16 protein-coding genes are annotated in these 20783 nt (G+C 72.0%); 6 read left to right on the forward strand and 10 right to left on the reverse strand.

Annotation, left to right across the window (positions count from 1 at the left end):
- Positions 1-48: 48 nt before the first annotated feature.
- The 3 genes from fabG to pth all read left to right on the forward strand — a co-directional run bounded on the left by fabG (position 49) and on the right by pth (position 2446).
- Positions 49-798 (forward strand): 3-oxoacyl-ACP reductase FabG, encoded by a 750-nt coding sequence (gene fabG, locus FDO65_RS09460; protein ID WP_137449058.1) that lies wholly within the window; start codon positions 49-51, stop codon positions 796-798.
- A gap of 319 nt (positions 799-1117) precedes the next feature.
- Positions 1118-1750: a 50S ribosomal protein L25/general stress protein Ctc gene (locus FDO65_RS09465; protein WP_137449059.1), complete on the forward strand. Its 633-nt coding sequence runs from the start codon at positions 1118-1120 to the stop codon at positions 1748-1750.
- Positions 1751-1834: 84 nt separating this feature from the next.
- The gene (pth, locus tag FDO65_RS09470) at positions 1835-2446 is read left to right on the forward strand and encodes an aminoacyl-tRNA hydrolase (protein WP_137449060.1); all 612 of its coding nucleotides are present in this window, start codon (positions 1835-1837) and stop codon (positions 2444-2446) included.
- Positions 2447-2473: 27 nt separating this feature from the next.
- Here pth and FDO65_RS09475 read toward each other — a convergent pair whose 3' ends face one another.
- Positions 2474-4192 carry a fatty acyl-AMP ligase gene (locus tag FDO65_RS09475; protein ID WP_137449061.1) on the reverse strand — a complete coding sequence of 573 codons (1719 nt, stop codon included), beginning with the start codon at positions 4190-4192 and terminating at the stop codon, positions 2474-2476.
- 326 nt (positions 4193-4518) lie between these two features.
- Between FDO65_RS09475 and FDO65_RS09480 the strand changes: the two genes are divergently transcribed.
- Together FDO65_RS09480 and FDO65_RS09485 are read left to right on the forward strand one after the other, a co-directional pair.
- Positions 4519-5358 carry an alpha/beta fold hydrolase gene (locus FDO65_RS09480; protein WP_137449062.1) on the forward strand — a complete coding sequence of 280 codons (840 nt, stop codon included), beginning with the start codon at positions 4519-4521 and terminating at the stop codon, positions 5356-5358.
- A gap of 63 nt (positions 5359-5421) precedes the next feature.
- Entirely contained in the window at positions 5422-7239 is a 1818-nt protein-coding gene (locus FDO65_RS09485; RefSeq protein ID WP_137449063.1) for an ABC-F family ATP-binding cassette domain-containing protein, read from the forward strand.
- Between the two features lie 194 nt (positions 7240-7433).
- Here FDO65_RS09485 and FDO65_RS09490 read toward each other — a convergent pair whose 3' ends face one another.
- The 9 genes from FDO65_RS09490 to rsmI form a co-directional block, all read right to left on the reverse strand.
- Entirely contained in the window at positions 7434-8336 is a 903-nt protein-coding gene (locus tag FDO65_RS09490; protein ID WP_205849973.1) for a 4-(cytidine 5'-diphospho)-2-C-methyl-D-erythritol kinase, read from the reverse strand.
- Between the two features lie 58 nt (positions 8337-8394).
- Positions 8395-9300 (reverse strand): 16S rRNA (adenine(1518)-N(6)/adenine(1519)-N(6))-dimethyltransferase RsmA, encoded by a 906-nt coding sequence (rsmA, locus tag FDO65_RS09495; protein ID WP_137449064.1) that lies wholly within the window; start codon positions 9298-9300, stop codon positions 8395-8397.
- Positions 9301-9436: 136 nt separating this feature from the next.
- Positions 9437-10639: a resuscitation-promoting factor gene (locus FDO65_RS09500; RefSeq protein WP_166442106.1), complete on the reverse strand. Its 1203-nt coding sequence runs from the start codon at positions 10637-10639 to the stop codon at positions 9437-9439.
- Positions 10640-11155: 516 nt separating this feature from the next.
- A complete protein-coding gene (locus tag FDO65_RS23065; RefSeq protein WP_166442107.1) occupies positions 11156-12529 on the reverse strand; it encodes a resuscitation-promoting factor in 1374 nt (457 codons plus the stop codon).
- 328 nt (positions 12530-12857) lie between these two features.
- Entirely contained in the window at positions 12858-13697 is an 840-nt protein-coding gene (locus FDO65_RS09510) for a TatD family hydrolase (protein ID WP_137449696.1), read from the reverse strand.
- A gap of 41 nt (positions 13698-13738) precedes the next feature.
- A complete protein-coding gene (gene metG, locus FDO65_RS09515; RefSeq protein ID WP_137449067.1) occupies positions 13739-15613 on the reverse strand; it encodes a methionine--tRNA ligase in 1875 nt (624 codons plus the stop codon).
- A gap of 121 nt (positions 15614-15734) precedes the next feature.
- Positions 15735-17222, reverse strand: coding sequence for an NADP-dependent phosphogluconate dehydrogenase (gene gndA, locus FDO65_RS09520; RefSeq protein ID WP_137449068.1), 1488 nt, complete (start codon positions 17220-17222; stop codon positions 15735-15737).
- A gap of 227 nt (positions 17223-17449) precedes the next feature.
- A complete protein-coding gene (locus FDO65_RS09525) occupies positions 17450-17926 on the reverse strand; it encodes a GatB/YqeY domain-containing protein (protein WP_137449069.1) in 477 nt (158 codons plus the stop codon).
- Positions 17927-18010: 84 nt separating this feature from the next.
- Positions 18011-18928, reverse strand: coding sequence for a 16S rRNA (cytidine(1402)-2'-O)-methyltransferase (gene rsmI, locus FDO65_RS09530; RefSeq protein ID WP_137449070.1), 918 nt, complete (start codon positions 18926-18928; stop codon positions 18011-18013).
- 22 nt (positions 18929-18950) lie between these two features.
- On the opposite strand from rsmI, the gene FDO65_RS09535 reads away from it, so the two are divergent.
- Positions 18951-20777 carry a dolichyl-phosphate-mannose--protein mannosyltransferase gene (locus FDO65_RS09535; RefSeq protein WP_137449071.1) on the forward strand — a complete coding sequence of 609 codons (1827 nt, stop codon included), beginning with the start codon at positions 18951-18953 and terminating at the stop codon, positions 20775-20777.
- Positions 20778-20783: the final 6 nt, after the last annotated feature.

The raw sequence follows: 20783 nt of genomic DNA on the forward strand, positions 1-20783 counted from the left end.
TTCCGTCACCCACCATCCACACCATCACCAGCAGTGAAAGGGTCCGCCATGTCCGATCGGTACAGCGTTTCGAAGGCCGTCGTCACCGGAGGCGCACAGGGGCTCGGCGAGGCCATCGCCCTGCGGCTGGCCAGCGAGGGCCTGTCGGTCGCCGTCCTGGACCGCAACGCCGACGGCGCGCGGGCCACCGCCGACCGCATCTCGAGCCAGACCGGTTCGCCCGTCTTCGGTTTCGGCTGTGACGTCAGCGACCGCGGGCAGGTCAAGGAGGCGTTCGCGCAGGCCGCCGAGGCGATGGACGGCATCGACACCTACATCGGCAACGCGGGCATCACCCGGGACCGGATGTTCCACAAGCTGACCGACGACGACTGGGACCAGGTCATCGCCGTCAACCTCACCGGAGTGTTCGAAGGTCTGCGCGCCGCGGCGCCGTGGCTGCGGACCGAAGGACCGGGCCGCGTCGTCCTCATCTCGTCGATCGTGGCCAAGGCCGGCAACCTCGGCCAGATGAACTACATCGCCGCCAAGGCCGGCGTCGTCGGCCTGGTCCGCGCGGGCGCGCTCGAACTGGCCCGCTTCAACGTGACCGTCAACGGCATCCGCCCCGGGTTCATCGAGACCCCGATGACCGCGGCGATGACCAAGGAGGCCTACGAGGCCACCATGACCAGCAACCCGCTGGGTCGCGCCGGCCAGCCGGAGGACATCGCCGGGGCGGTCGCCTACCTCTGTTCGACGGACGCGAGCTTCGTCACCGGCCACATCCTCGACGTGAACGGCGGCATGGCCCTCTAGGCCGGCGTCACCCGCACCGACCTGCCCCGTCCCCGATCGCCGCGCGCGGTCGGGGGGCGGGGCATCCCACTGTCCGGGCCCGGTCGGGCCCGGTGGTGTGGGGGCCCGGTTTGGCCGCCGCGGGCGCGGCACGTAACATGTCAGGGTTGCCTCGGCGAGGGTCAGTCCCGTCCAGCCGCTTCCGCCCCCGGGTGGAGAGCGCCGGAAGGACGACCGTGATCGACGCGGTGGAATCCTCCGCCGTGCGTGAACACCCCGCCCGGAGCACGTCACCGCAGCCGAAACAGTTGTCGTCACCAGTATTGGGAGTGTTGTCGTCATGGCCGAGGTCCGTCTGATCGCGGAGAACCGCACCGACTTCGGGAAGGGCGGCGCCCGCCGTACCCGCCGGGCCGGCAAGATCCCCGCCGTCCTCTACGGCCACGGCTCCGAGCCGCGGCACCTGTCCCTGCCGGCCCGCGAGTTCACCGCCGCGATCAAGGGCGGTGGCAACACCGTGCTGACCCTGGAGCTGTCCGACGGTGACCAGCTCGCGCTGCCCAAGGCCGTCGTGCGCCACCCGCTGCGCGACTACTACGAGCACGTCGACCTGCTGATCATCCGTCGCGGCGAGCGCGTGACCGTCGACGTCCCGGTCACCGTCGTCGGCGATGCCGCCCCGGGCACCCTGGTGCTCAACGACCTGTCGACCCTGTCGATCGAGGCCGAGGCGCTGTCCATCCCCGAGTCCGTCGAGGTCTCGATCGAAGGGGCCGAGGCCGGCACCCAGGTCCTGGCCGGCCAGGTCGAGCTGCCCGCCGGGGCCACCCTGGTGACCGACGCCGAGGCTCTCGTCGTCGCCGTCAACACCGCCCCGACCGCCGAGGAGATCGAGGCCGAGGGCTCCGGCGAGACCCTGGGCGAGGTCCTCGAGGCCGAGGCCGACGCCGAGGACAGCTCCTCCGAGAGCTGATCCACCCAGCGCACCCACGGGGGCGGTGCCGCGGCGACGCGGCCCGCCCCCGTTCTCGTCCCCGCCACCCGAGAGGATGTTCCCGTGGTCGATCGCGCCGCGAGTGCGGCGGTCCCGGCCGCCGTCCCCTCCCCCTGCCTCGTCGTCGGCCTCGGCAACCCGGGCAAGGAGTACGCCGGCCACCGGCACAACGTGGGCGCGATGGTCGCCGACATCCTCGCCGCCCGGCTCGGTAGCCGTTTCACCAGCCACAAGGCGGGCGCCGACATCGCCACCGGGCGGTTCGGCGACGCGAAGGTGATCGTCGCCAAACCCCGCAGCTACATGAACGTCTCGGGCAAACCGGTGGCCGGGCTCGCGCGGTTCTTCTCGGTCGAACCGACATCGGTGATCGTCGTCCACGACGAGCTGGACGTCCCGTTCGGCGCGCTACGGGTCAAGCAGGGTGGCGGCGAGGGCGGCCACAACGGGCTCCGCGCGATCTCCGCGGCCCTGTCGACCAAGGACTACCTGCGCGTCCGGGTCGGCATCGGACGGCCCCCGGGCCGCCAGGACCCCGCCGACTACGTGCTCCGCGACTTCTCCGCCGCCGAACGCAAGGACCTGCCGGTCGAACTGGAACTGGCCGCGGACGCCGTCGAACTCCTCATCGCGCAGGGGCTGCTCGTCGCGCAGAACCGACTGCACGCCCCCTGATCCGCAAAGCCCCAGATCCGTGCGGGCTCAGCCCTGCGGGTCGTCGGCGGCGAGCAGGGCCGATGCCGCGGCCCGCTTGATCTTCCCGGACGGCGTCTTCGGCAGCGTTCCCGGCGGCAGCACCCGCACCAGCGCGGGACGCGCGCCGACCGCCGTGGTCACCGCCGAGCGCACCGCGGCGACGATGCCCTCCACCTCCTCGGGGCTGCCGCTCCCACCGGCCGCACGGGACTCGACCCCGACGGCGAAGGATTCCCGCCCACCGGGGGTGGTCCAGCGGACGGCGACGGCGTTGCCCGCGCGGACGCCGTCCACCGCCTCGGCGACCCGTTCGATGTCGGTCGGGTAGATGTTCCGGCCGCCCATGATGATCACGTCCTTGGCCCGGCCGCAGATGACGATGCGGCCGTCGACCAGGTAACCCAGGTCGCCGGTGTCCAGCCATCCGTCGGCTGCCCGGGTGGGCACGGGTCCGTCGACCGTGAAGTACGTGTCGGTGACCGCCGCGCCGCGCAGGAAGAGCGTGCCGACCTCGCGCTCGGCCCGGTCCGGGCCGGAGGGCCCTTCCGGTCCGCAGACCCGCACCTCGATCCCCGGCAACGGCGGACCGAGCACCGGGTACCGGCGCGGTTGCGCGGGTTCCGGGGCGTCCGGCGCCACCGAGACAGCCCGGCGTTCGTGCTCGACCGACCGTCCGTCGACGGTGTCCACCTGCAGCGGCGTACCCCACGGGTGGAACGACACCCCGAGGGTGGCCTCGGCCATGCCGTAGGCCGGCACCATCGCCGTGGACGGCAGCCCGAACGCGGCCCCGGCGGCCAGGAACGCCTTCACCGCGTCCACGTCCACCGGCTCGGCCCCGTTCAGGGCGAACCGGAGCGTCGACAGGTCGAGTGCGGGGGCATCGGCCCCGTCCGCACGGGTGCGGGCGGCCCGGGCCAGCACCCGCGCGGTCAGCGCGTAGGCGAAGTTGGGGGCGGCGGTGACGGACCCGCCGTACCGGCTGATGAGCTCGGGCCACAGAGCCGGCGAGGACAGGAAATCCGACGGGGTGACGCTGACGACCTCGATCCCCCGGCTCATCGGCAGGGTCAGGAAGCCGACCATGCCCATGTCGTGGAAGAGCGGCAGCCAGGACACCATCACGTCGGACGGACCGATGTCGGCCGCCGCGCACATCGCCTCCAGGTTCGCCCACACGTTGCCGTGGCTGATGCGGACGGCCTTGGGCGTGGCGGTCGAACCCGAGGTCAGCTGCAGCAGCGCCGTGGCGTCCTCGCCCACCTCGACGTCCGGCACCGTCACCTCACCGGGCGCGGTCAGGTCGGCCACGGTGAACACCAGCACCCCGGACGCCCGGAGCTGACCGACCGCGTCGGCGAAGGCCGGGCCGTCGAACGGCGCGCCCAGGACGACGGCGCGCGCCCGGATGACCCGCAGCACGGCCGCGGTCTCCGGCAGGTAGTGCCGCATGTCGGTGCGGGCCGTGGGCTGGTGCAGCATCGTCACCGACGCCCCCACCAGCCACGCCCCCTGGGCGATCGGTGCGACATCGACCGGCTGGGCCGCGAGGATGGCCACCGCGTCTCCGGAGCGGACCCCGGCGGCCGCCAGCCGACCGGTGGCCGACCGGGCCAACTGGTGGATCTCGCCCCACGTCCGCCGCAGCGGACGGTCTGGCTCGCCGGTGACCATGCCCTTGTCGCCGGCGGCGGCCCGACGCAGCGCTGCGGTGAAGATGCTCATCGCTGACCACCGTAAATGCTCCGCCCGCCGGAGGCGCCCCGGGGTGGCGCCCCGACCGTCGACGACCCGGCGGGCCTGGGATGCGACCACCAAGCACGGCGCCCCGACCGTCGACGACCCGGCGGGCCTGGGATGCGACCACCAAGCACGGCGCCCCGACCGTCGACGGCCCGGCGGGCCTGGCCTGCGACCACCAAGCACAACGACCCGACCCGTCGACGGCCCGGCGGGCCTAGGATGCGACAACCAGGCAACGATGCCGTGCGGTGGACATGTCGACGCGCGTCAGCGATCCCCCGACGGCCCGACCCCCGGGAGCCGGACACGTGGAAACCGACCGCTTCGGTGACCCGCTCCGCGCGCTCAGCGGCCTCACCGGCCACTACAGCGCGATCCACGACATCCGCGTGGGCGAGATCGGTGGCCGGGACGGCCGCGGCCGTCTGGTGCGCATCTATTCGAACGGCACCGGCGCACCGGTCCTGGCCGTCCCCGACCTCGGGTCGTCCGCCGCGGCCTGGTTGGGGCTGACCGAACCGTTGTGCGCCGCCGGCCGGCAACTGGTGTCCGTCGACCTCCCGGGGTCGGCGCACTGCGACCCGCTCGACGCACCGGGCGGGGACGCCCACGCCGAGCACCTGGCGGCCGTCACCGAGCAGCTGCTCGGTGGTGACCGCTCCGCCCGATCCGGCGAGACCGGTTGCGACATCGTGGGTGTCGGGTTCGGCGCCTACGTCGTGCTGACACTCGCGACCCGCCGACCGGACCTGGTGCACCGGGCCGTCGTCATCGACCCGCTGCTGCCGCCCCCCAGCGCCGACGCGCCCCGGCCGCGGCTGTCCCTGGGCATGATGCTCGACGGCGCGGTCACCACGGTGCGGCGGGGTCGCCCGCTGGCCAACCTCGCCGGGCTCGGTCGGGCGCGGGCGACGCTGGGCGCGTTGGCCGACCCGGACCCGGCCTGGTGGACCGCCCTGTCCGCCGTCACCGCCCCTGTGCTCGTGGTCGCCTCCGGTCCGTCCCACGCCGACGGCGCCACCGGGGCCGACGCGCTGGCGGCGCGCATCCCGGGCGCCCGCCGGGCCGACCTGCCACCCGGGGTCGGCGGCCCCCACCGCGACCCGGAGCGGCTCGCCGATCTGGTGGTGCCCTTCCTGCGCGGCTGATCCCGCCCGACCGGGCCCGACGGTCGGAGAGCAGGGGCGTCGCCCTTTAGCCTGGGAGACGTTATGGCGCATCTTCTCGGGGCCGAAGCCCTGTCGTTGGAATATCCGACCAAGGTCGTGTTCGACTCCGTCTCTCTCGGGGTGAACGAGGGCGACCGCATCGGCATCGTCGGCCGCAACGGCGACGGCAAGTCCAGTCTGCTGGCGATGCTGGCCGGCCGGCAGCGCCCGGACCGCGGTCGGGTGACCGTCCGCGGCGGGGTCCGGGTCGGCGTACTCGACCAGGGCGACACCCTGGACGACACCCAGACGATCCGGCAGATCGTGGTCGGCGACGCCGAGGAACACGAGTGGGCCGGGGACGCCCGGGTCCGGGACGTCATCGGCGGTCTGCTCGGCGACCTCGACTTCGATGCCCCGGTGGACCGGCTGTCCGGTGGTCAGCGGCGGCGGGTCGCACTGGCCCGGCTGCTGGCCGGTGACTGGGACGTGCTGGCCCTGGACGAGCCGACCAACCACCTCGACACCGAGGCCATCGCCTGGCTGGCCGAACACCTGCGCCGCCGCTGGTCGGCGTCGGCCGGTGGCCTGCTGCTCGTCACCCACGACCGCTGGCTGCTCGACGCGGTGTGCACCACCACGTGGGAGGTCCACGACCGGATCGTCGAACCGTTCGAGGGTGGCTACGCGGCCTACATCCTGCAGCGGGTCGAACGCGACCGGCAGGCCGCGTCGATCGAGGCCCGCCGGCAGAACCTGGCCCGCAAGGAGCTGGCCTGGCTGCGGCGCGGCGCGCCGGCCCGGACGTCCAAGCCGAAGTTCCGGATCGACGCGGCCAACGCCCTGATCGCCGACGTCCCGGAGCTGCGCGACCCCATCGCGCTGCGTTCGCTGGCGGTGTCGCGGTTGGGTAAGGACGTCGTCGACCTGCTCGACGTCGGGGTCAGCTACGGCGACCACCACGTGCTGGACGACATCGAGTGGCGGATCGCGCCCGGTGAGCGGACCGGTGTGCTCGGCGTCAACGGGGCCGGCAAGTCGACGCTGCTCGGCCTGATCGCCGGGACCGTCGAACCGACCGCGGGACGGGTCAAGCGGGGCAAGACCGTCAAGGTCGCCACCCTGACCCAGCGGATGGACGAGCTCGACGAGCACCTGGAATCCCCGGTGCGGGTGGTGCTGGAGCGGTTGCGGACCACGTACTCGTTCGGCACCGGGTCCAAGGCGATGGAACTCACCCCGGGGCAGCTGCTCGAACGGCTCGGTTTCGCCAGCGCCCAGCTGTCGACCCCGGTCAAGGACCTGTCCGGTGGTCAGCAGCGTCGCCTGCAGCTGCTGCTCATCCTGCTGCAACAGCCGAATGTGCTGATCCTCGACGAGCCCACCAACGACCTCGACACCGACATGCTGGCCGCCCTGGAGGACCTGCTCGACTCGTGGCCGGGGACGCTCATCGTCGTCTCCCACGACCGGTACTTCCTCGAGCGGGTCACCGACCAGCAGTTCGCGATCCTCGACCGTCACCTGCGGCACCTGCCCGGCGGTGTCGACGAGTACCTGCAACGCCGCCGACGGGGCGAGGGCACCTTCACGGGCGCCACCGGCGCCCCGGACGCCCCGGCCGCGAACGGGGCCGCCGACGCCGGCGGACCGGCGCTGTCCGGAGCCGAGCTGCGGGCCGCGCAGAAGGAGCTGGAGGGGATCGAACGCCGCATCACCCGGCTCGACACCCAGATCACGAAGGCCCGCACCGCATTGGCCGACCACGACCACGCCGACTACACCGGCCTGGCCGCGAAGATGAAGGACATCGGCGAGCTGGAGCGGCAGAGCGCCGAACTCGAGGAACGGTGGTTCGAGCTCAGCGAACAGCTGGGCTGAGCCCCTCCGCCGGGCCCGCGACCGGGCGGAACACGCCGTTCCCGCGACGGAACAGCGGCGGGCTTGACCGAGTCGCGCACGGCACCTCCGCGACCCCTCTCGCGACTGGGCGGAACACGCCGTCTCCGCGACGGAAAAGCGGCGGGCTTTACCAAGTCGCGGGGGGGGGGCGCGGGCGGGGTGGGTGGGGTGACTCAGCCGACGACGCGGGCTCCCGGGGCCGGACCCGTGGCCACCCGCACCGAGCGGCAGGTGCCGCTGCCGGCCAGTTCCGCAGCGACCGCGGCGGCCGACTCGGCGTCCGCGCACAGCAGCGCGACCGTGGGGCCGGACCCGGACACCACCCCGGCCAGCGCGCCCGCCGCCACCCCGGCCCGCAGAGTGCGCCGGAGGCCCGGTTGCAGGGAGATCGCCGCGGCCTGCAGGTCGTTGCCGAGGGCGGCGGCCACCGCGGCGGCGTCACCGCCGGCCAGCGCGGCCAGCATGGTCTCCACCGGTCCGACCCGTGGGGGGTCGCCGATCTCCCGCAGCCGGTCGAGTTCGGCGAAGACCGCCGGGGTGGACAGGCCCTCCGCGGACAGCGCGAGCACCCAGTGCAGCCGGATCCGGGAGAGGACCGGCGACAACCGTTCCCCCCGCCCGGTGCCCACGGCGGTTCCGCCGGTCAACGCGAACGGGACGTCGGAGCCGAGCTCGGCCCCGATGTCGATCAGCTCGCCGCGGGTGGTCTCGATCCCCCACAGGGCCGCGCAGCCGACCAGGGCCGCGGCCGCGTCGGCGCTGCCGCCGGCCATGCCGCCCGCCACCGGGATCCGCTTGGTGATCGAGATGGCAACGGGGGAACCGGTTTTGCGGCGACGGCGGAGCGCCGCGGCGGCGGCGCCGGCCAGATTGTCCGTCCCCGACGGCACCCCGTCGGCCGGTTCGCAGGTGACCGACGAACGGACGGCCGGGGCGATGACGACATCGTCGGCCAGATCGACCGCATGGAACACCGACACCAGGTCGTGGTAGCCGTCGTCACGGAGCGGGCCCACGCCCAGGTGGAGGTTGATCTTGGCCGGGGCCTGCACCCGCACCGCGCCGCCCGCGGCCACCGCCCGGGGTGGGCCCACCGGGCTCAGCCGTCCTCGTCGTTCGCTCACGTCGGTCCGTTCACTCCTGCTCGCCCCGGTCGACGGCCTTCATCGCGTCGGCGATCCGGGTGAAATCGTCGATGCGCAACGTCTCGCCCCGGGCCCCGGGGTCGACGTCCGCGCGCTCACAGATCTCCTGGGCGAAAGCCGACGACCCGGCCCATCCGGTCAGAGCGGCGCGCAGGGTCTTGCGGCGCTGCGCGAAAGCGGCGTCGACGACGGCGAACGTCGCGGCCCGGTCGTCCGTGCGCGGGTGCCGGTGCACGTCGACCGAGACCAGGGCGGAGTCCACGCCGGGGACCGGCCAGAAGACATTGCGGCTGATCGAACCGGCCCGCCGGGCCACCCCGTACCAGGCCACCTTCGCGCTCGGCGCCCCGTAGACCTTGGACCCAGGTTCGGCGGCGAGCCGATCGGCCACCTCGGCCTGGACCATGACCAGCACCCGCCGCAGGGTGGGCACCTCGGCCAGCAGGTGCAGCAGCACGGGGACGGCCACGTTATACGGCAGATTGGCGACCAGCGCGGTCGGTTCGGCCGGGGCCGCGACCTCCTCGGGCAGCACGAGGCGATCGGCGGTCACGGTCATCGCGTCCGCCGCGATCACCTGGAGGGCGGTGCGCCGGGTCGGGGCGTGCTCGGCGACCGTCCGCGGCAGCAGATCGGCCAGCCGGGGGTCGATCTCCACCGCGGTCACCGCACCGACCGTGTCCAGCAGGGCCAGGGTGAGCGAGCCGAGGCCGGGACCGACCTCCAGGACGTGCTCGGTCGACCGCAGATCGGCGGCCGCCACGATCCGCCGCACCGTGTTGCCGTCGAGGACGAAGTTCTGCCCCAGCGTCTTGGTCGGGCGGAGATCGAGTTCCTCCGCCAACCGCCGGATCTCGCCGGCGCCGAGCAGCGTCACCCGTGGTCGTTCCGTCACCGCGTCATACTCACACGCGGGTCGTGGCCGACGCGACGCGTCCGGGCGGGCACGCCGCTCGGGCCGGCCCGAAACCGCGAACGCGCCCTTCCCGGATGGGGAAGGGCGCGCTCGCGGACGTCATGAAGAGGGTCGGTCAGGCCGGCGGCGGACCGGACGCCGCATCGCGGCACAGCCACGGCTCCAGACCGCGCTTCTGGTACAGCATCTTGGCCCGCATGAGCTGCTCCTCCGGACTGGCGTCCATCGGATTGCCGGTGCCGTCGACCGACTGCCAGGTCGGCAGGTCGAACTGGAACAGCCCGAAGGTCGCCGGGAAGCCGGACGGGTAGAACGTCGCCTTGGGGTTGTTGGTCGACTCGCAGTACGCCAGGCCGTCCCAGTTCACGCCGAACTCGGTGTCGTTGAAGAAGACCCGGTTGCCCCGCGTCTCGAGGGTCGACTTGGTGCCGTCGCTGATGATGGTCGGGACCGGCTCCTTGACGGTGACGCGACCGGTCTCCTGGCGCGCGGTCTCGGCCCCGTTGACGGTGGTCACCTCGCTGGTGACCTGCTGCTGGCCGGGAACGCCGGCCTGGGTGACGGCGGAGGTGCCCTTGTTGGCGTTCGGGTCCTCGACGCGCTGCTCGGGCGCCGGGATCTCGACGGTGTCGGTCACGGTGGCCGTCAACACCCGGTCGACGGTGATCTGCAGGCCGTCGGTGACCGGGGTGGTCGCGTCGGGGGCGACGGTGTCGGTCGGTGACAGGGTGACGCCCTGGTCGGCCAGCAGGTCGGCCACGGTCGCGGCGCCGCTGGTCACGGGGGTGGCCGCGCCGGCCACCGTCAGGGTCACGCTGTGCAGCGGCGACGCCGTGACCTCCAGGCCGTCCAACGGGATCTCGCGGGACCGGTCGGCGGACAGCTGGTAGGCGGACGGGTCCTGGCCGAGCTGCACCAGGGCCTCCTCCACCGTGTCGGCGGTGGTCCAGGCCTGCTGCTGTATGCCGTCGATGTCGAGCGTGAACGGCTTGGCCTTCTGCAGCGCGATGGTGTCGCCGTCATGGACGGGCGCGTCGACGGCGGGGGCCACGATGTCGTGATCACCGGCGGTCTGATCGGCTGCCGCCAGGGCGCCGGACACGGAGCCGGCGAACGTGCGGACCTGCTGGGACTGGCCGTCGACGACAACGGTGACGGACTTGCTGAGGGCGGCGGCGGTGCCGCCGCCGACGGCGGCGAGGGCCAGACCGACCGCGGTGGCGATGACGACCACCCGGCGGCGTCCGGGGCGGCGGGCGGGTTCGCCTGCGGCGGCCGGCGGGGTCGGCTGGGCGGGGGTGTCGAGCTCGGCGGTCAAGGGTCCATCCGTGGGGCACGTAGTCCCGGGCAGGGGATTTCCGACGTCCGGCGCAGTCCAGGCGCATCTCGCGACGGAGAGGCACGTGCCGGCGCACGCAGGCGTGATCGCATTCCCGCTCATCGGCGAAAGAATTGCGATCCGCGGGCCGCGCACGATCTGGAGACGATCGGCGACCTGCCGCCTGCCGGCGGAAACCGTGGTGGTTCGATGCGGGGCACCGAACACGTCCCATCCCGGCTTCTATCACAGAACAATAACGAGCCGCGAATGCGGCGGCAATGAGTTGGCGACATCCGTTGGATTCGTCACACCCACAAATGACCGAGGGTTATCCGGTCAATACAGAACGTGGAAATTGCCGAGCATCATCGGGGCATCCGGGTCTGCGGCCGACGAAACGGACTCCGGCCCGACAGTCGGTGTCGGCACCGCAGACGACGACGGGCCCCGATCCCAGAGGGATCGGGGCCCGTCGCTCAGCCGGTCAGCGGGACACGCACCCCGCTGTCGTCATCAGCCGTGGCTGGCGCACGCCCACGGCGAGCTGCCCCGGGTGGCGGCCACGTTCTCGGCCACCGCGATCTGCTGTTCACGGCTCGCGAGGTCGGGACGGGACGCGTACTGGCTGCCCCCGCCGCTGTTCCAGGTGGGGATGTCGAACTGCAGGCCGCCGTAGTAGCCGTTACCGGTGTTGATCGACCAGTTGTTGGTCGACTCGCACTGCGCGATGCCGTCCCAGTTGATGCCACTGGAACCGCTGGAGGACGGCGCCGGGGTGCTGGACGACGAGGAGGAGCTGCTGGCGGACTCCTGCGCGGGCGCGCTGGACTGCGCGGACGACGCCGACCGGGAGGAGGACTCCGACGAGGCGGACTGGCTCTGCGACGAGCGGCTCGAGGACTGCGCCGGGGCGCTGACCTTGACCGGCTCCTTGGTGCCGACGGAGACGATGGTCGGCTGGGCCGCGGTGAGCGGGCTGCGACCGGTCTCGACCTTGCTGGTCTCGGCACCGTTGGTGCTGGTCACCTCGTAGGTCACCTGGTCCTTGCCGGCGGTGCCCTGCTGGGTGACCGTCGAGGTGCCGACCGTGGCGGACGAGTCCTCGACCTGCTGGTCAGCGGGCTGCGGGACGTCGACCTGCTCGGTCACGGTGGTCTTGGCGACGCGGGTGACGGCGATCTGCAGGCCGTCGCTCAGCGGGGTCTCCGCCGCGGGGGCGACGGTGTCGAGCTCGCCGAGGGTGATGCCACGCTCGGCCAGGAGAGCGCCGACGGTCTCGGCGGAGGACTGCACGCCCTCCGCGGCGCCGGCCCCATCGGCCACGGTGGCCGAGTGGATGGTCTCGGCGGACAGCGCCAGACCGTCCAGCGGGATCTCGCGGGACCGGTCGGCGGACAGCGTGTAGGAGGCCGGGTTCTGGCCCAGCTCGGTCAGCGCCTCTTCGACGGTATCGGCCGTCGTCCACACCTCACGGGTCTGGCCGTCGATGCTGAGGGTCAGCAGGCGACCGCGCTCGATGGCGATCTGCGAGCCGTCCTGGATGGCCGTGTCCGCAGCCGGGGCGAGCATGTCGTGCTCGGAGACGGAGAGACCGGCGGACTCCAGGGCACCGGAGACCGAGCCGGAGAAGGTGGAGATCTCCTGGGCCTGGCCGTCGACGGTGATGGTCACGGTCTTGTTCATGGCGGCGGCGATGCTGCCGCCGGCGACCAGCGCGACGGCCAGTGCGGCGGCGACGGCCAGCACGGGCTTGCGGAGCTTGCGTCCGGTCGAGGCGGTGCCGGTCGAGCTGGTGGAATCGGTGTCCTGCGGCTCGGCGACGGCGACGGAACCGAATTCCTCGGTCGCGTCGGTGCCGGCGGTGACGTTGTCAGAATGCGCGCCCATAGTCATGTCCTAGCGTCGTGGTGTCCGGGCAGGGGCCATGGCGAACAATTCCTCCGAATTGACGGAGAATGGTGGCGGAAATGTCTGTCACACCGTCACCCTGCGCGGACGCTGACGCGCGTCCGACCTTCTCGGCGCGACCGTGAGAACGGTCGGAGTGGGTGTATCCGGTGGCTCGTGTTTCCGTTTCCAGTTCGACGTGGCAGCGATCCATCCCAGCTGCTATTACGGAACGATAACGGATGAGCAAACGATGTGAAAGGCTGATGAACCAACTGTGGTGCAGGCCATAACCTTGTGGCGTATCCGCCTTGATCGATTCGGACAATTACTCCGGCATATGGCTGACAACGCCCATTGACGGATAGGCCAAATGGGTGGCCAAGCGGGTCTGATCGGCCAACTCCGTCGCATCCACTTCGCGGAGCGCGGCAAGCGCTCGGACCGTCCACGGCAGGGCGAAGGGCTCGTTCCGCCGTCCCCGGTGCGGATGGGGCGTCAGGAACGGGGCGTCGGTCTCGACCAGCAGCCGGTCGACGGGCACCATGCGAGCGGCCTCCTGCAGGGCCGGCGCATTCCGGAAACTGACCGGCCCGGCGAACGACAGGAAATGGCCCGCGTCCACGCAGCGGCGGGCGAAGTCGGCATCCCCGGAAAAGCAGTGGAAGACGACGGTGTCCGGCGCCCCCTCGGCGTCCAGGACGTCCAGGATCGCGTCGTGGGCGTCCCGGTCGTGGATCATCAGCGGCTTGCCGACCCGCTTGGCCAGATCGATGTGCCAGGCGAAGGCGTCACGCTGCACATCCGGTTGGGCGTAGTCCCAGTAGAAGTCCAGGCCCGTCTCCCCGATCGCCACCACCCGGGGATCGGCGGCCAACCGTTCCAGCTCGGCGCGGGCCGCCTCGTCCAGGGCATCGGCCCGGGTGGGATGCAGCGCCACCGCCGCGTACACGTCCGGGTGCCAGTGGGCCGCCCGCACCGCCCACCGGGCCGAGGCCAGGTCGTCGGCCACCGTCACCACCTGCCGCACCCCGACCGCGGCGGCCCGGGCCATCGCCGCGACCACATCCTCGGCGTCGCGGCAGCCGCAGGCGTCCAGGTGGGTGTGCGCGTCGACGACCGGCGCGGGCAACGGCGCGGGCGCCGAGACCAGCTTCTTCTCGACCACCGCCGGGTGCAGCTCACCGGCCGGGGTGCTGACCGGCTGGGTCACTGGACAGGCGCCCAGTCCGGTCCTGTCTCCCCCAGCCCGGGGTCGAGCTTGGTGAACAGCGGCGTCGGCTTGGCCAGCGGACGGCCCACCTCGATCTCGGTGCGCCGCCAGGCGGCCTGCTCGGAGCGGTAGTCACCAGTGAGCACCGGATACTCGGCGACCGGCGGGGTGCCGACACCTTCGACGTCATCATCGAAATCGGTGACCCGCTGGATCTCCGGCTGCGCGGCCCAGACCCCGGACCCGCCGAGCGCGTCATGGACCTGCTGACCGGCGTGCGGCAGGAACGGGGTGAGCAGCGTCTTGACGTCGTCGACGACCTGCAGCGCGGTGTGCAGGATGGTGCCCTGGCGTTCCCGGTCGGCCGGATCGGTGCTTTTCGCCAGCTTCCACGGCTCGGTGTCGGACAGGTACTTGTTGGCCAGCCCGGCGACGCGCATCGCCTCGGCCGACGCGGCCTTGAACCGGCTGCGGGACAACAGGTCTCCGACCGTATCGAACGCGGCAGCGGAGGCGGCCAACAGCTCGGCGTCCTGTGCGGTGGGCGCCGTCGGGGCGGGCACCGCCCCGAAGTTCTTGTTGGCCATCGCGATCGAGCGGTTGACCAGGTTGCCCCACTCGTTGGCCAGCTCGAAGTTCGTGCGGCGGACGAACTCCTCCCAGGTGAAGTCGGCGTCCTGGGTCTCCGGGCCGGCCGCGGCGATGAAGTACCGCAGCGCGTCCGGCCCGAACTCGCGCAGGAAATCGCGGACGTAGATGACGGTGCGTCGCGAGGTGGAGAACTTGGAACCGCTCATCGTCAGGAACTCGCTGGAGACGACCTCGGTCGGCAGGTTCAGCTGCCCCAGCCGACCGGGCGCACCGCCGTGCACGCCCCGGCCGTCGTAGGCCAGCAGCTCGGCCGGCCAGATCTGGCTGTGGAAGGTGATGTTGTCCTTGCCCATGAAGTAATAGGCCTTCGCGCCGGCCACCCCGTCGCGGCCCTCGGGGGACCACCAGCGCTGCCAGGCGTCGGCGTCCGGGCGTCCGCCGTCACCGGCGGTGGTGCCGAACCGGCGGGCCCACTCGATCGACGCCGACAGGTAACCGATGACCGCGTCGAACCAGACGTAGAGCTTCTTGTCCGGCCGGTCGCGCCAACCGTCCAGCGGCACCGGGATGCCCCAGTCGATGTCGCGGGTCATGGCCCGCGGCTTGAGGTCGTCCAGCAGGTTCATGGAGAACCGCAGGACATTCGGGCGCCAGTCGGTGCGGGTGCGCAGCCAGTCACCCAGCGCTCCAGCCAGCGCGGGCAGGTCGAGGAACAGATGCTCGGACTCGGTGAAGACCGGGGTCTCGCCGTTGATCCGGGACACCGGGTTGATCAGGTCGATGGGGTCGAGCTGGTTGCCGCAGTTGTCGCACTGGTCGCCGCGGGCTCCGTCGTACCCGCAGATCGGACAGGTGCCTTCGATGTAGCGGTCGGGCAGGGTGCGCCCGGTGGACGGCGAGATCGCCGACATCGTGGTCTGCGGGACGAGGTAGCCGTTGCGGTGGACCGTGCGGAACAGCTCCTGCACCACCGCGTAGTGGTTGCGGGTCGACGTGCGGGTGAACAGGTCGTAGGACAGACCGAGGCCGGCCAGGTCCTCCACGATGACCTCGTTGTACCGGTCGGCCAGCTGCCGGGGAGTGACGCCCTCCTGGTCGGCCTGCACCAGGATCGGGGTGCCGTGCTCGTCCGTTCCCGACACCATCAGCACGTCGTTGCCGGCCATCCGCTGGTAGCGGGAGAAGACGTCGGCGGGAACGCCGAACCCGGACACGTGACCGATGTGCCGCGGGCCGTTGGCGTAGGGCCAGGCCACCGCGGTGAGAACAGGAACGCTCATACGTTCAGGCTAGTGGTCGGCGGAGGAGCGCCCGTCCCCCACCGGACGGGCCGGAACGGCGACTGGCGCAGGGACAGCTGACTTCAGCTGCCCCTGCGCCAGTCACGGGCGTCGAGATCGATCAGCTGCCGGACTTCACCGGGGCGTTGACGCCGGGGGTATGCCCGTCCTCCTGGATCTCGCTGCGGTCACCGGACCACAGGGTGTGGAAGGTGCCTTCCTTGTCGACCCGCTGGTACGTGTGGGCGCCGAAGAAGTCCCGCTGGCCCTGGATGAGCGCGGCGGGCAGCCGCTCGGTGCGCAGCCCGTCGTAGTAGGCCAGCGAGGACGCGAACACCGGCGTCGGAATGCCCGACTGGGCGGCCCCGGCGACCACCCGGCGCCACGAGTCCTGGCCCTTGCTGACCACGTCGGTGAAGAACGGCGCGAACAGCAGGGACGCGAGCTCCGGGTTGTCGGCGTAGGCCTCGGTGATGCGGTTGAGGAAACGGGCCCGGATGATGCAGCCACCCCGCCAGATGCGGGCGACGGCGCCGCGGTCGATCTCCCAGTCGTACTGTGCCGCGCCGGCGACGATCTCGTCGAAGCCCTGCGCGTAGGCGACGATCTTGGACGCGTAGAGCGCCAGCCGGACGTCCTCGACGAAGGCGTCGCGGTCCTTGACCGACCACGGCTGCGACGGGCCCGGCAGGTTGCCGGCCCCGGCCCGCTGCTTCGTGGACGACGACAGCCCGCGGGCGAACACCGACTCGGCGATACCGGTCACCGGGATGCCCAGCGTCAGCGCGGTCTGCACCGTCCAGGTGCCGGTGCCCTTCATGCCGGCCGCGTCGACCACGACGTCGACGAAAGGCTTGCCGGTCTCGGCGTCGACCTGCTTGAGCACCTCGGCGGTGATCTCGATGAGGAAGGAGTCCAGGTCGCCGCGGTTCCATTCGGCGAAGACCTCGGCGATCTCGGCCGGCTCCATCCCGGCGCCGCGGCGCAGCAGGTCGTAGGCCTCGGCGATCAACTGCATGTCGGCGTACTCGATGCCGTTGTGCACCATCTTGACGAAGTGGCCGGCCCCGTCGGTGCCGATGTGGGTGCAGCACGGTTCGCCGTCGACGTGGGCGGAGATCTTCTCCAGGATCGGGCCGAGCGAGGCGTAGGCCTCCTTGGAGCCACCCGGCATGATCGACGGGCCCTTCAGCGCGCCCTCCTCACCGCCGGAGATGCCGCAGCCGACGAAGTGGATGCCCTTCTCGCGGGCCGCCTTCTCCCGGCGGATGGTGTCCTCGAACAGGGCGTTACCGCCGTCGATCAGGATGTCGCCGGGCTCGAGCAGCTCCGACAACTCGTCGATGACGGCGTCGGTGGGGCCACCCGCCTTGACCATGATGATGATCTTGCGCGGCGTGGCCAGGGAGGCCACGAAGTCGGCCGCCGACTCGGACGGGACGAACTGACCGTCACCACCGTGCTCGTCGATGAGGGCCGTGGTCTTGCTGTACGAGCGGTTGTGGACCGCGGTCACGAAACCCTTGCTGGCGAAATTGCGGGCCAGGTTGGAACCCATCACGGCCAGGCCGGTGACGCCGATGTCGGCCTTGGGGGTGGAATCGCTCATCGAATGCCCTTCCAGGGGTGTCGGACGTCGCGGTGCTCGGACGTCCTGGGGTCGAAACGGGGTCACGGGCGGGTCGGTCCGGTGGCGCAGGAGCTGCGGCCTACCGGACGCTGACCTCCCACCTTGGCAAAGCTCCCGGCACGGCGCGCGGTCGGGGGCATGACGACCGCGCTACAGATCCCGCACGGGCCGCCGCGCGGGCCGTGCGGGACCGGTCAGAACAGCGGTCAGGAGAGCGCCTGCTTGACGGCGGCGGAGATCCGCTTGCCGTCGGCGCGGCCCTCGGCGGCCGCCTGCACCTTCTTGATCACCAGACCCAGCTGGCGCGGGCCGACCTCGGCGCCGGTCTCGGCGGCGACGGCGGACACCGCGGCGCTCACCAGATCCGACACCTCGTCATCGGTCAGCGAGGCCGGCAGGTAGGACGTCAGCACCGCGGCCTCGGCGGTCTCCTTCTCGGCGAGCTCCGCGCGGCCGGCGGCCGCGAACGCCTCGGACGCCTCGGTCCGCTTGCGGACCTCCTTGCCGAGCACCGCCAGCACCTCGGGTTCGGACAGCTCCTTGGCGGTGTCGCCGGCGACCTCCGCGGTGGTGATGGCGGCCAGGGCCATCCGCAGCGTCCCGGTGGTCAGGGTGTCCCGCGCCTTCATCGCCGCGGTGAGATCGGTGCGCAGCCGGGCCTTGAGCCCGGGGGTGTCGGTCATGTCGAGCCGTCCTGTTCGGTGGTGCGAGAGCACGTGCACCCTCGACCCTGCCAGCCGGTCGGGTCCCCGCTCAACTGTGTTGCCTCAGGTGGCGGCCCGGTAGACGACCCGGCGGGCCAGACCGTGCCGGGCGGCGACCGCGTCGACGGCATCGCGACGGGACGAGCCCTGGTCGACTAGCTCCTGCACCTGCGCTGCGAGCTGGTCGTCCTCCGGCACGACGGCCGGACCGGTGGTGGCGCCGTGCACGACGAGCGTCACCTCCCCGCGCACCCCGGCGTCGACCGCCGCGACCAGGTCGCCGAGGGTGCCGCGGATGACCTGTTCGTAGGTCTTGGTCAGCTCCCGGCAGAGCGCGGCCGGCCGGTCCGACCCGAACGCCTGGGCCATCGCGGCCACGCAGTCGCCGAGCCGGTGGACGGATTCGAAGAACACCATCGTCCGGGTCTCGCCAGCCAGGGCGGCGAGCGCCCGGGCCCGCTCGCCGGTCTTCCGCGGCGGGAACCCTTCGAAGCAGAACCGGTCCGACGGCAACCCGGACAGCGCCAACGCGGTGATGACGGCGGACGGACCCGGGACCGACGTCACCACATGACCGGCCGCGGCGGCCGCGGCCACCAGGCGGTAGCCGGGGTCGGACACCGACGGCATACCCGCGTCCGTCACCAGTACGACGGTCGCCCCGTCGGCCAACCGGTCGAGCAGCGCCGGGATCCGTGATTGCTCGACCGCCTCGTAATAGGAGACGAGCGACCCACGGACGGTCACTCCGAGATCACCGGCCAAACGCCGGAAGCGGCGGGTGTCCTCGGCGGCCACGACGTCGGCGTCGGCCAGCACCGCTCGCAATCCGTCGGAGGCGTCCGACGGCCGGCCGAGGGGCGTCCCGGCCAGAACCAGCCGGCCGCCCGGCCGCGACGCGCCGGCAGCCGCCGGACGTCCCGTGTCGTCGCGAACGGGGTCGTCTTCGCCCCGGTGGTCCGGGCTCCCGGGATCGGCCATGGCCAAACCTTACGATCGGCCCATGCCGGTGCTCTCCGCCGTCGCCGATGGCGACCGATCGTCGTCCCCCGTCGGGGACGACCACCCGGGGGGCATCCCACCGGTGTCGTCCGCCGACCTCGACGACCCCGCCCGTCTGCGGGGGGCGTCGGTCGGCGAACCCCTCGACCCGGACGAGGCCCGGACGGACCCGGCCACCGGCGTGGTAGGCATCGGCGAGATCCCCCCGATCCGCCGCCCGCGCGCAGCCCGCCGGCTGCTCCCGCCCCCGCCGACGGACCGGCTGCGCGGCTGGGTGGTCACCCTGCTGCTGTCGACCATCGCGGCCGTGGTGCGGCTGGTCGACCTGGGGAGCAAGGCCGACGGCGGCACCCCGCTCTTCGACGAGAAGTACTACGCCATCCAGGCCTGGGAGATGCTCCGCAACGGCGGCATCGAGGACAACCAGGCCTACGGGGTGGTCGTGCATCCACCGCTGGGCAAGCAGCTCATCGCCATCGGCGAGGCGTTGTTCGGCTACACGCCGTTCGGCTGGCGGTTCGCCTCCGCGGTGGCCGGGGTGCTCTGCGTGGCCATCATCATCCGGGCGGCCCGGCGGTTGACGGGCTCCACCCTCCTCGGCGGGATCGCCGGGGTCCTGCTGATCTGCGACGGCGTCAGCCACGTCATGGCCCGCACGGCGCTGCTCGACGTCTTCCAGGCCCTGTTCGTGCTGGCCGCGTTCGCCTGCGTCATCGCCGACCGGGATCAGGTACGTCGACGCCTGCACGAGAGCCTGGCCGGGGCCGTCGAGGTGGCGAGCAGCCGCGGAGCCTGGGCGGGGGCCGCGCTCGGGGCGCGGTGGTGGCGGTTCGGGGCCGGCGTCTTCCTGGGTCTGGCCACCGGCATCAAGTGGTCCGGGGCCTACTGGGTCATCGCCTTCCTGGTCATGGTCTTCGTCTGGGACGTGTGCGGACGTCGGGAGGTCGGTGTCCGGCGCCCGGTTCGGGCCGCCGTGCGGCGCGATCTGCTGCCGACCATCTGGTCCCTGGGGGTCGTCCCGCTGCTGGTCTACGTCGGTAGCTGGTGGGCCTGGTTCGCCTCCGAGACCGCGTGGGCCCGGCACATCCTGGTGGCCACCGCCAACAACCGCAACGACTGGAAGAGCAGCACGCTTTACGAGCTGGGTGCGCTGTGGAAGAACTCGCTGTGGCAGTGGACGTGGAAGATGCTCGACTTCCACTCGCACCTGCTCACCCCGACCGATCCGAGCAAGCGCCATCCGTGGGAGTCCAAGCCCTGGACGTGGCCGCTGAGCACCCGGCCGGTGCTGTTCTACTCCCCCGGCACCGGGGACGGCTGTGGGCAGGGGCGCACCGACTGCGTGAGCCGCATCTTCCTGGTCGGCACACCCGCCCTGTGGTGGGTGTCGCTGTTCGTCCTGGTGTGGGCGCTGTGGAAGGCGGTCGGGCGATTGGACTGGCGGTACGCGGCGGTGCTCGTCGCCTACGGCGCGGGCTACCTCCCGTGGTTCACCAACCTCGACCGGCAGATGTACTTCTTCTACGCCACCCCGCTGGCCCCGTTCCTGGTGCTGGGGATCGTGCTGGTGCTGGGCGACATCCTGGGGCCGGCCCGTCGACCGGCGGTGACCGGCGCACCACCCGGGTCGTCCGGGACACCGCCGACCGGCCGGACACGACTGCTCGGCGAAGTGGGCGTGGAACGCCGGCTGCTGTCGGTGGCCGTCGTCGCGATCTACGTCGGTCTGGTCGTGGCCAACTTCATCTGGTTGTGGCCGATCCTCGTCGGCGCTCCGATCACCCCGGAACGACTGACGATGGAGACCTGGCTGCCGTCCTGGGGATGATCTTGG

This window comes from Nakamurella flava, from assembly GCF_005298075.1.
Lineage (GTDB): Bacteria > Actinomycetota > Actinomycetes > Mycobacteriales > Nakamurellaceae > Nakamurella > Nakamurella flava.

Excerpts from the sequence above, each read along its gene's own strand:
- metG (WP_137449067.1), bottom strand. The coding sequence starts at position 15,613 with ATGAGCGTTCCTGTTCTCACCGCGGTGGCCTGGCCCTACGCCAACGGC.
- fabG (WP_137449058.1), top strand. The coding sequence starts at position 49 with ATGTCCGATCGGTACAGCGTTTCGAAGGCCGTCGTCACCGGAGGCGCA.
- FDO65_RS09475 (WP_137449061.1), bottom strand. The coding sequence starts at position 4,192 with ATGAGCATCTTCACCGCAGCGCTGCGTCGGGCCGCCGCCGGCGACAAG.
- FDO65_RS09525 (WP_137449069.1), bottom strand. The coding sequence starts at position 17,926 with ATGACCGACACCCCCGGGCTCAAGGCCCGGCTGCGCACCGATCTCACC.
- gndA (WP_137449068.1), bottom strand. The coding sequence starts at position 17,222 with ATGAGCGATTCCACCCCCAAGGCCGACATCGGCGTCACCGGCCTGGCC.
- FDO65_RS09465 (WP_137449059.1), top strand. The coding sequence starts at position 1,118 with ATGGCCGAGGTCCGTCTGATCGCGGAGAACCGCACCGACTTCGGGAAG.
- FDO65_RS09485 (WP_137449063.1), top strand. The coding sequence starts at position 5,422 with ATGGCGCATCTTCTCGGGGCCGAAGCCCTGTCGTTGGAATATCCGACC.
- FDO65_RS23065 (WP_166442107.1), bottom strand. The coding sequence starts at position 12,529 with ATGGGCGCGCATTCTGACAACGTCACCGCCGGCACCGACGCGACCGAG.
- FDO65_RS09535 (WP_137449071.1), top strand. The coding sequence starts at position 18,951 with ATGCCGGTGCTCTCCGCCGTCGCCGATGGCGACCGATCGTCGTCCCCC.
- rsmI (WP_137449070.1), bottom strand. The coding sequence starts at position 18,928 with ATGGCCGATCCCGGGAGCCCGGACCACCGGGGCGAAGACGACCCCGTT.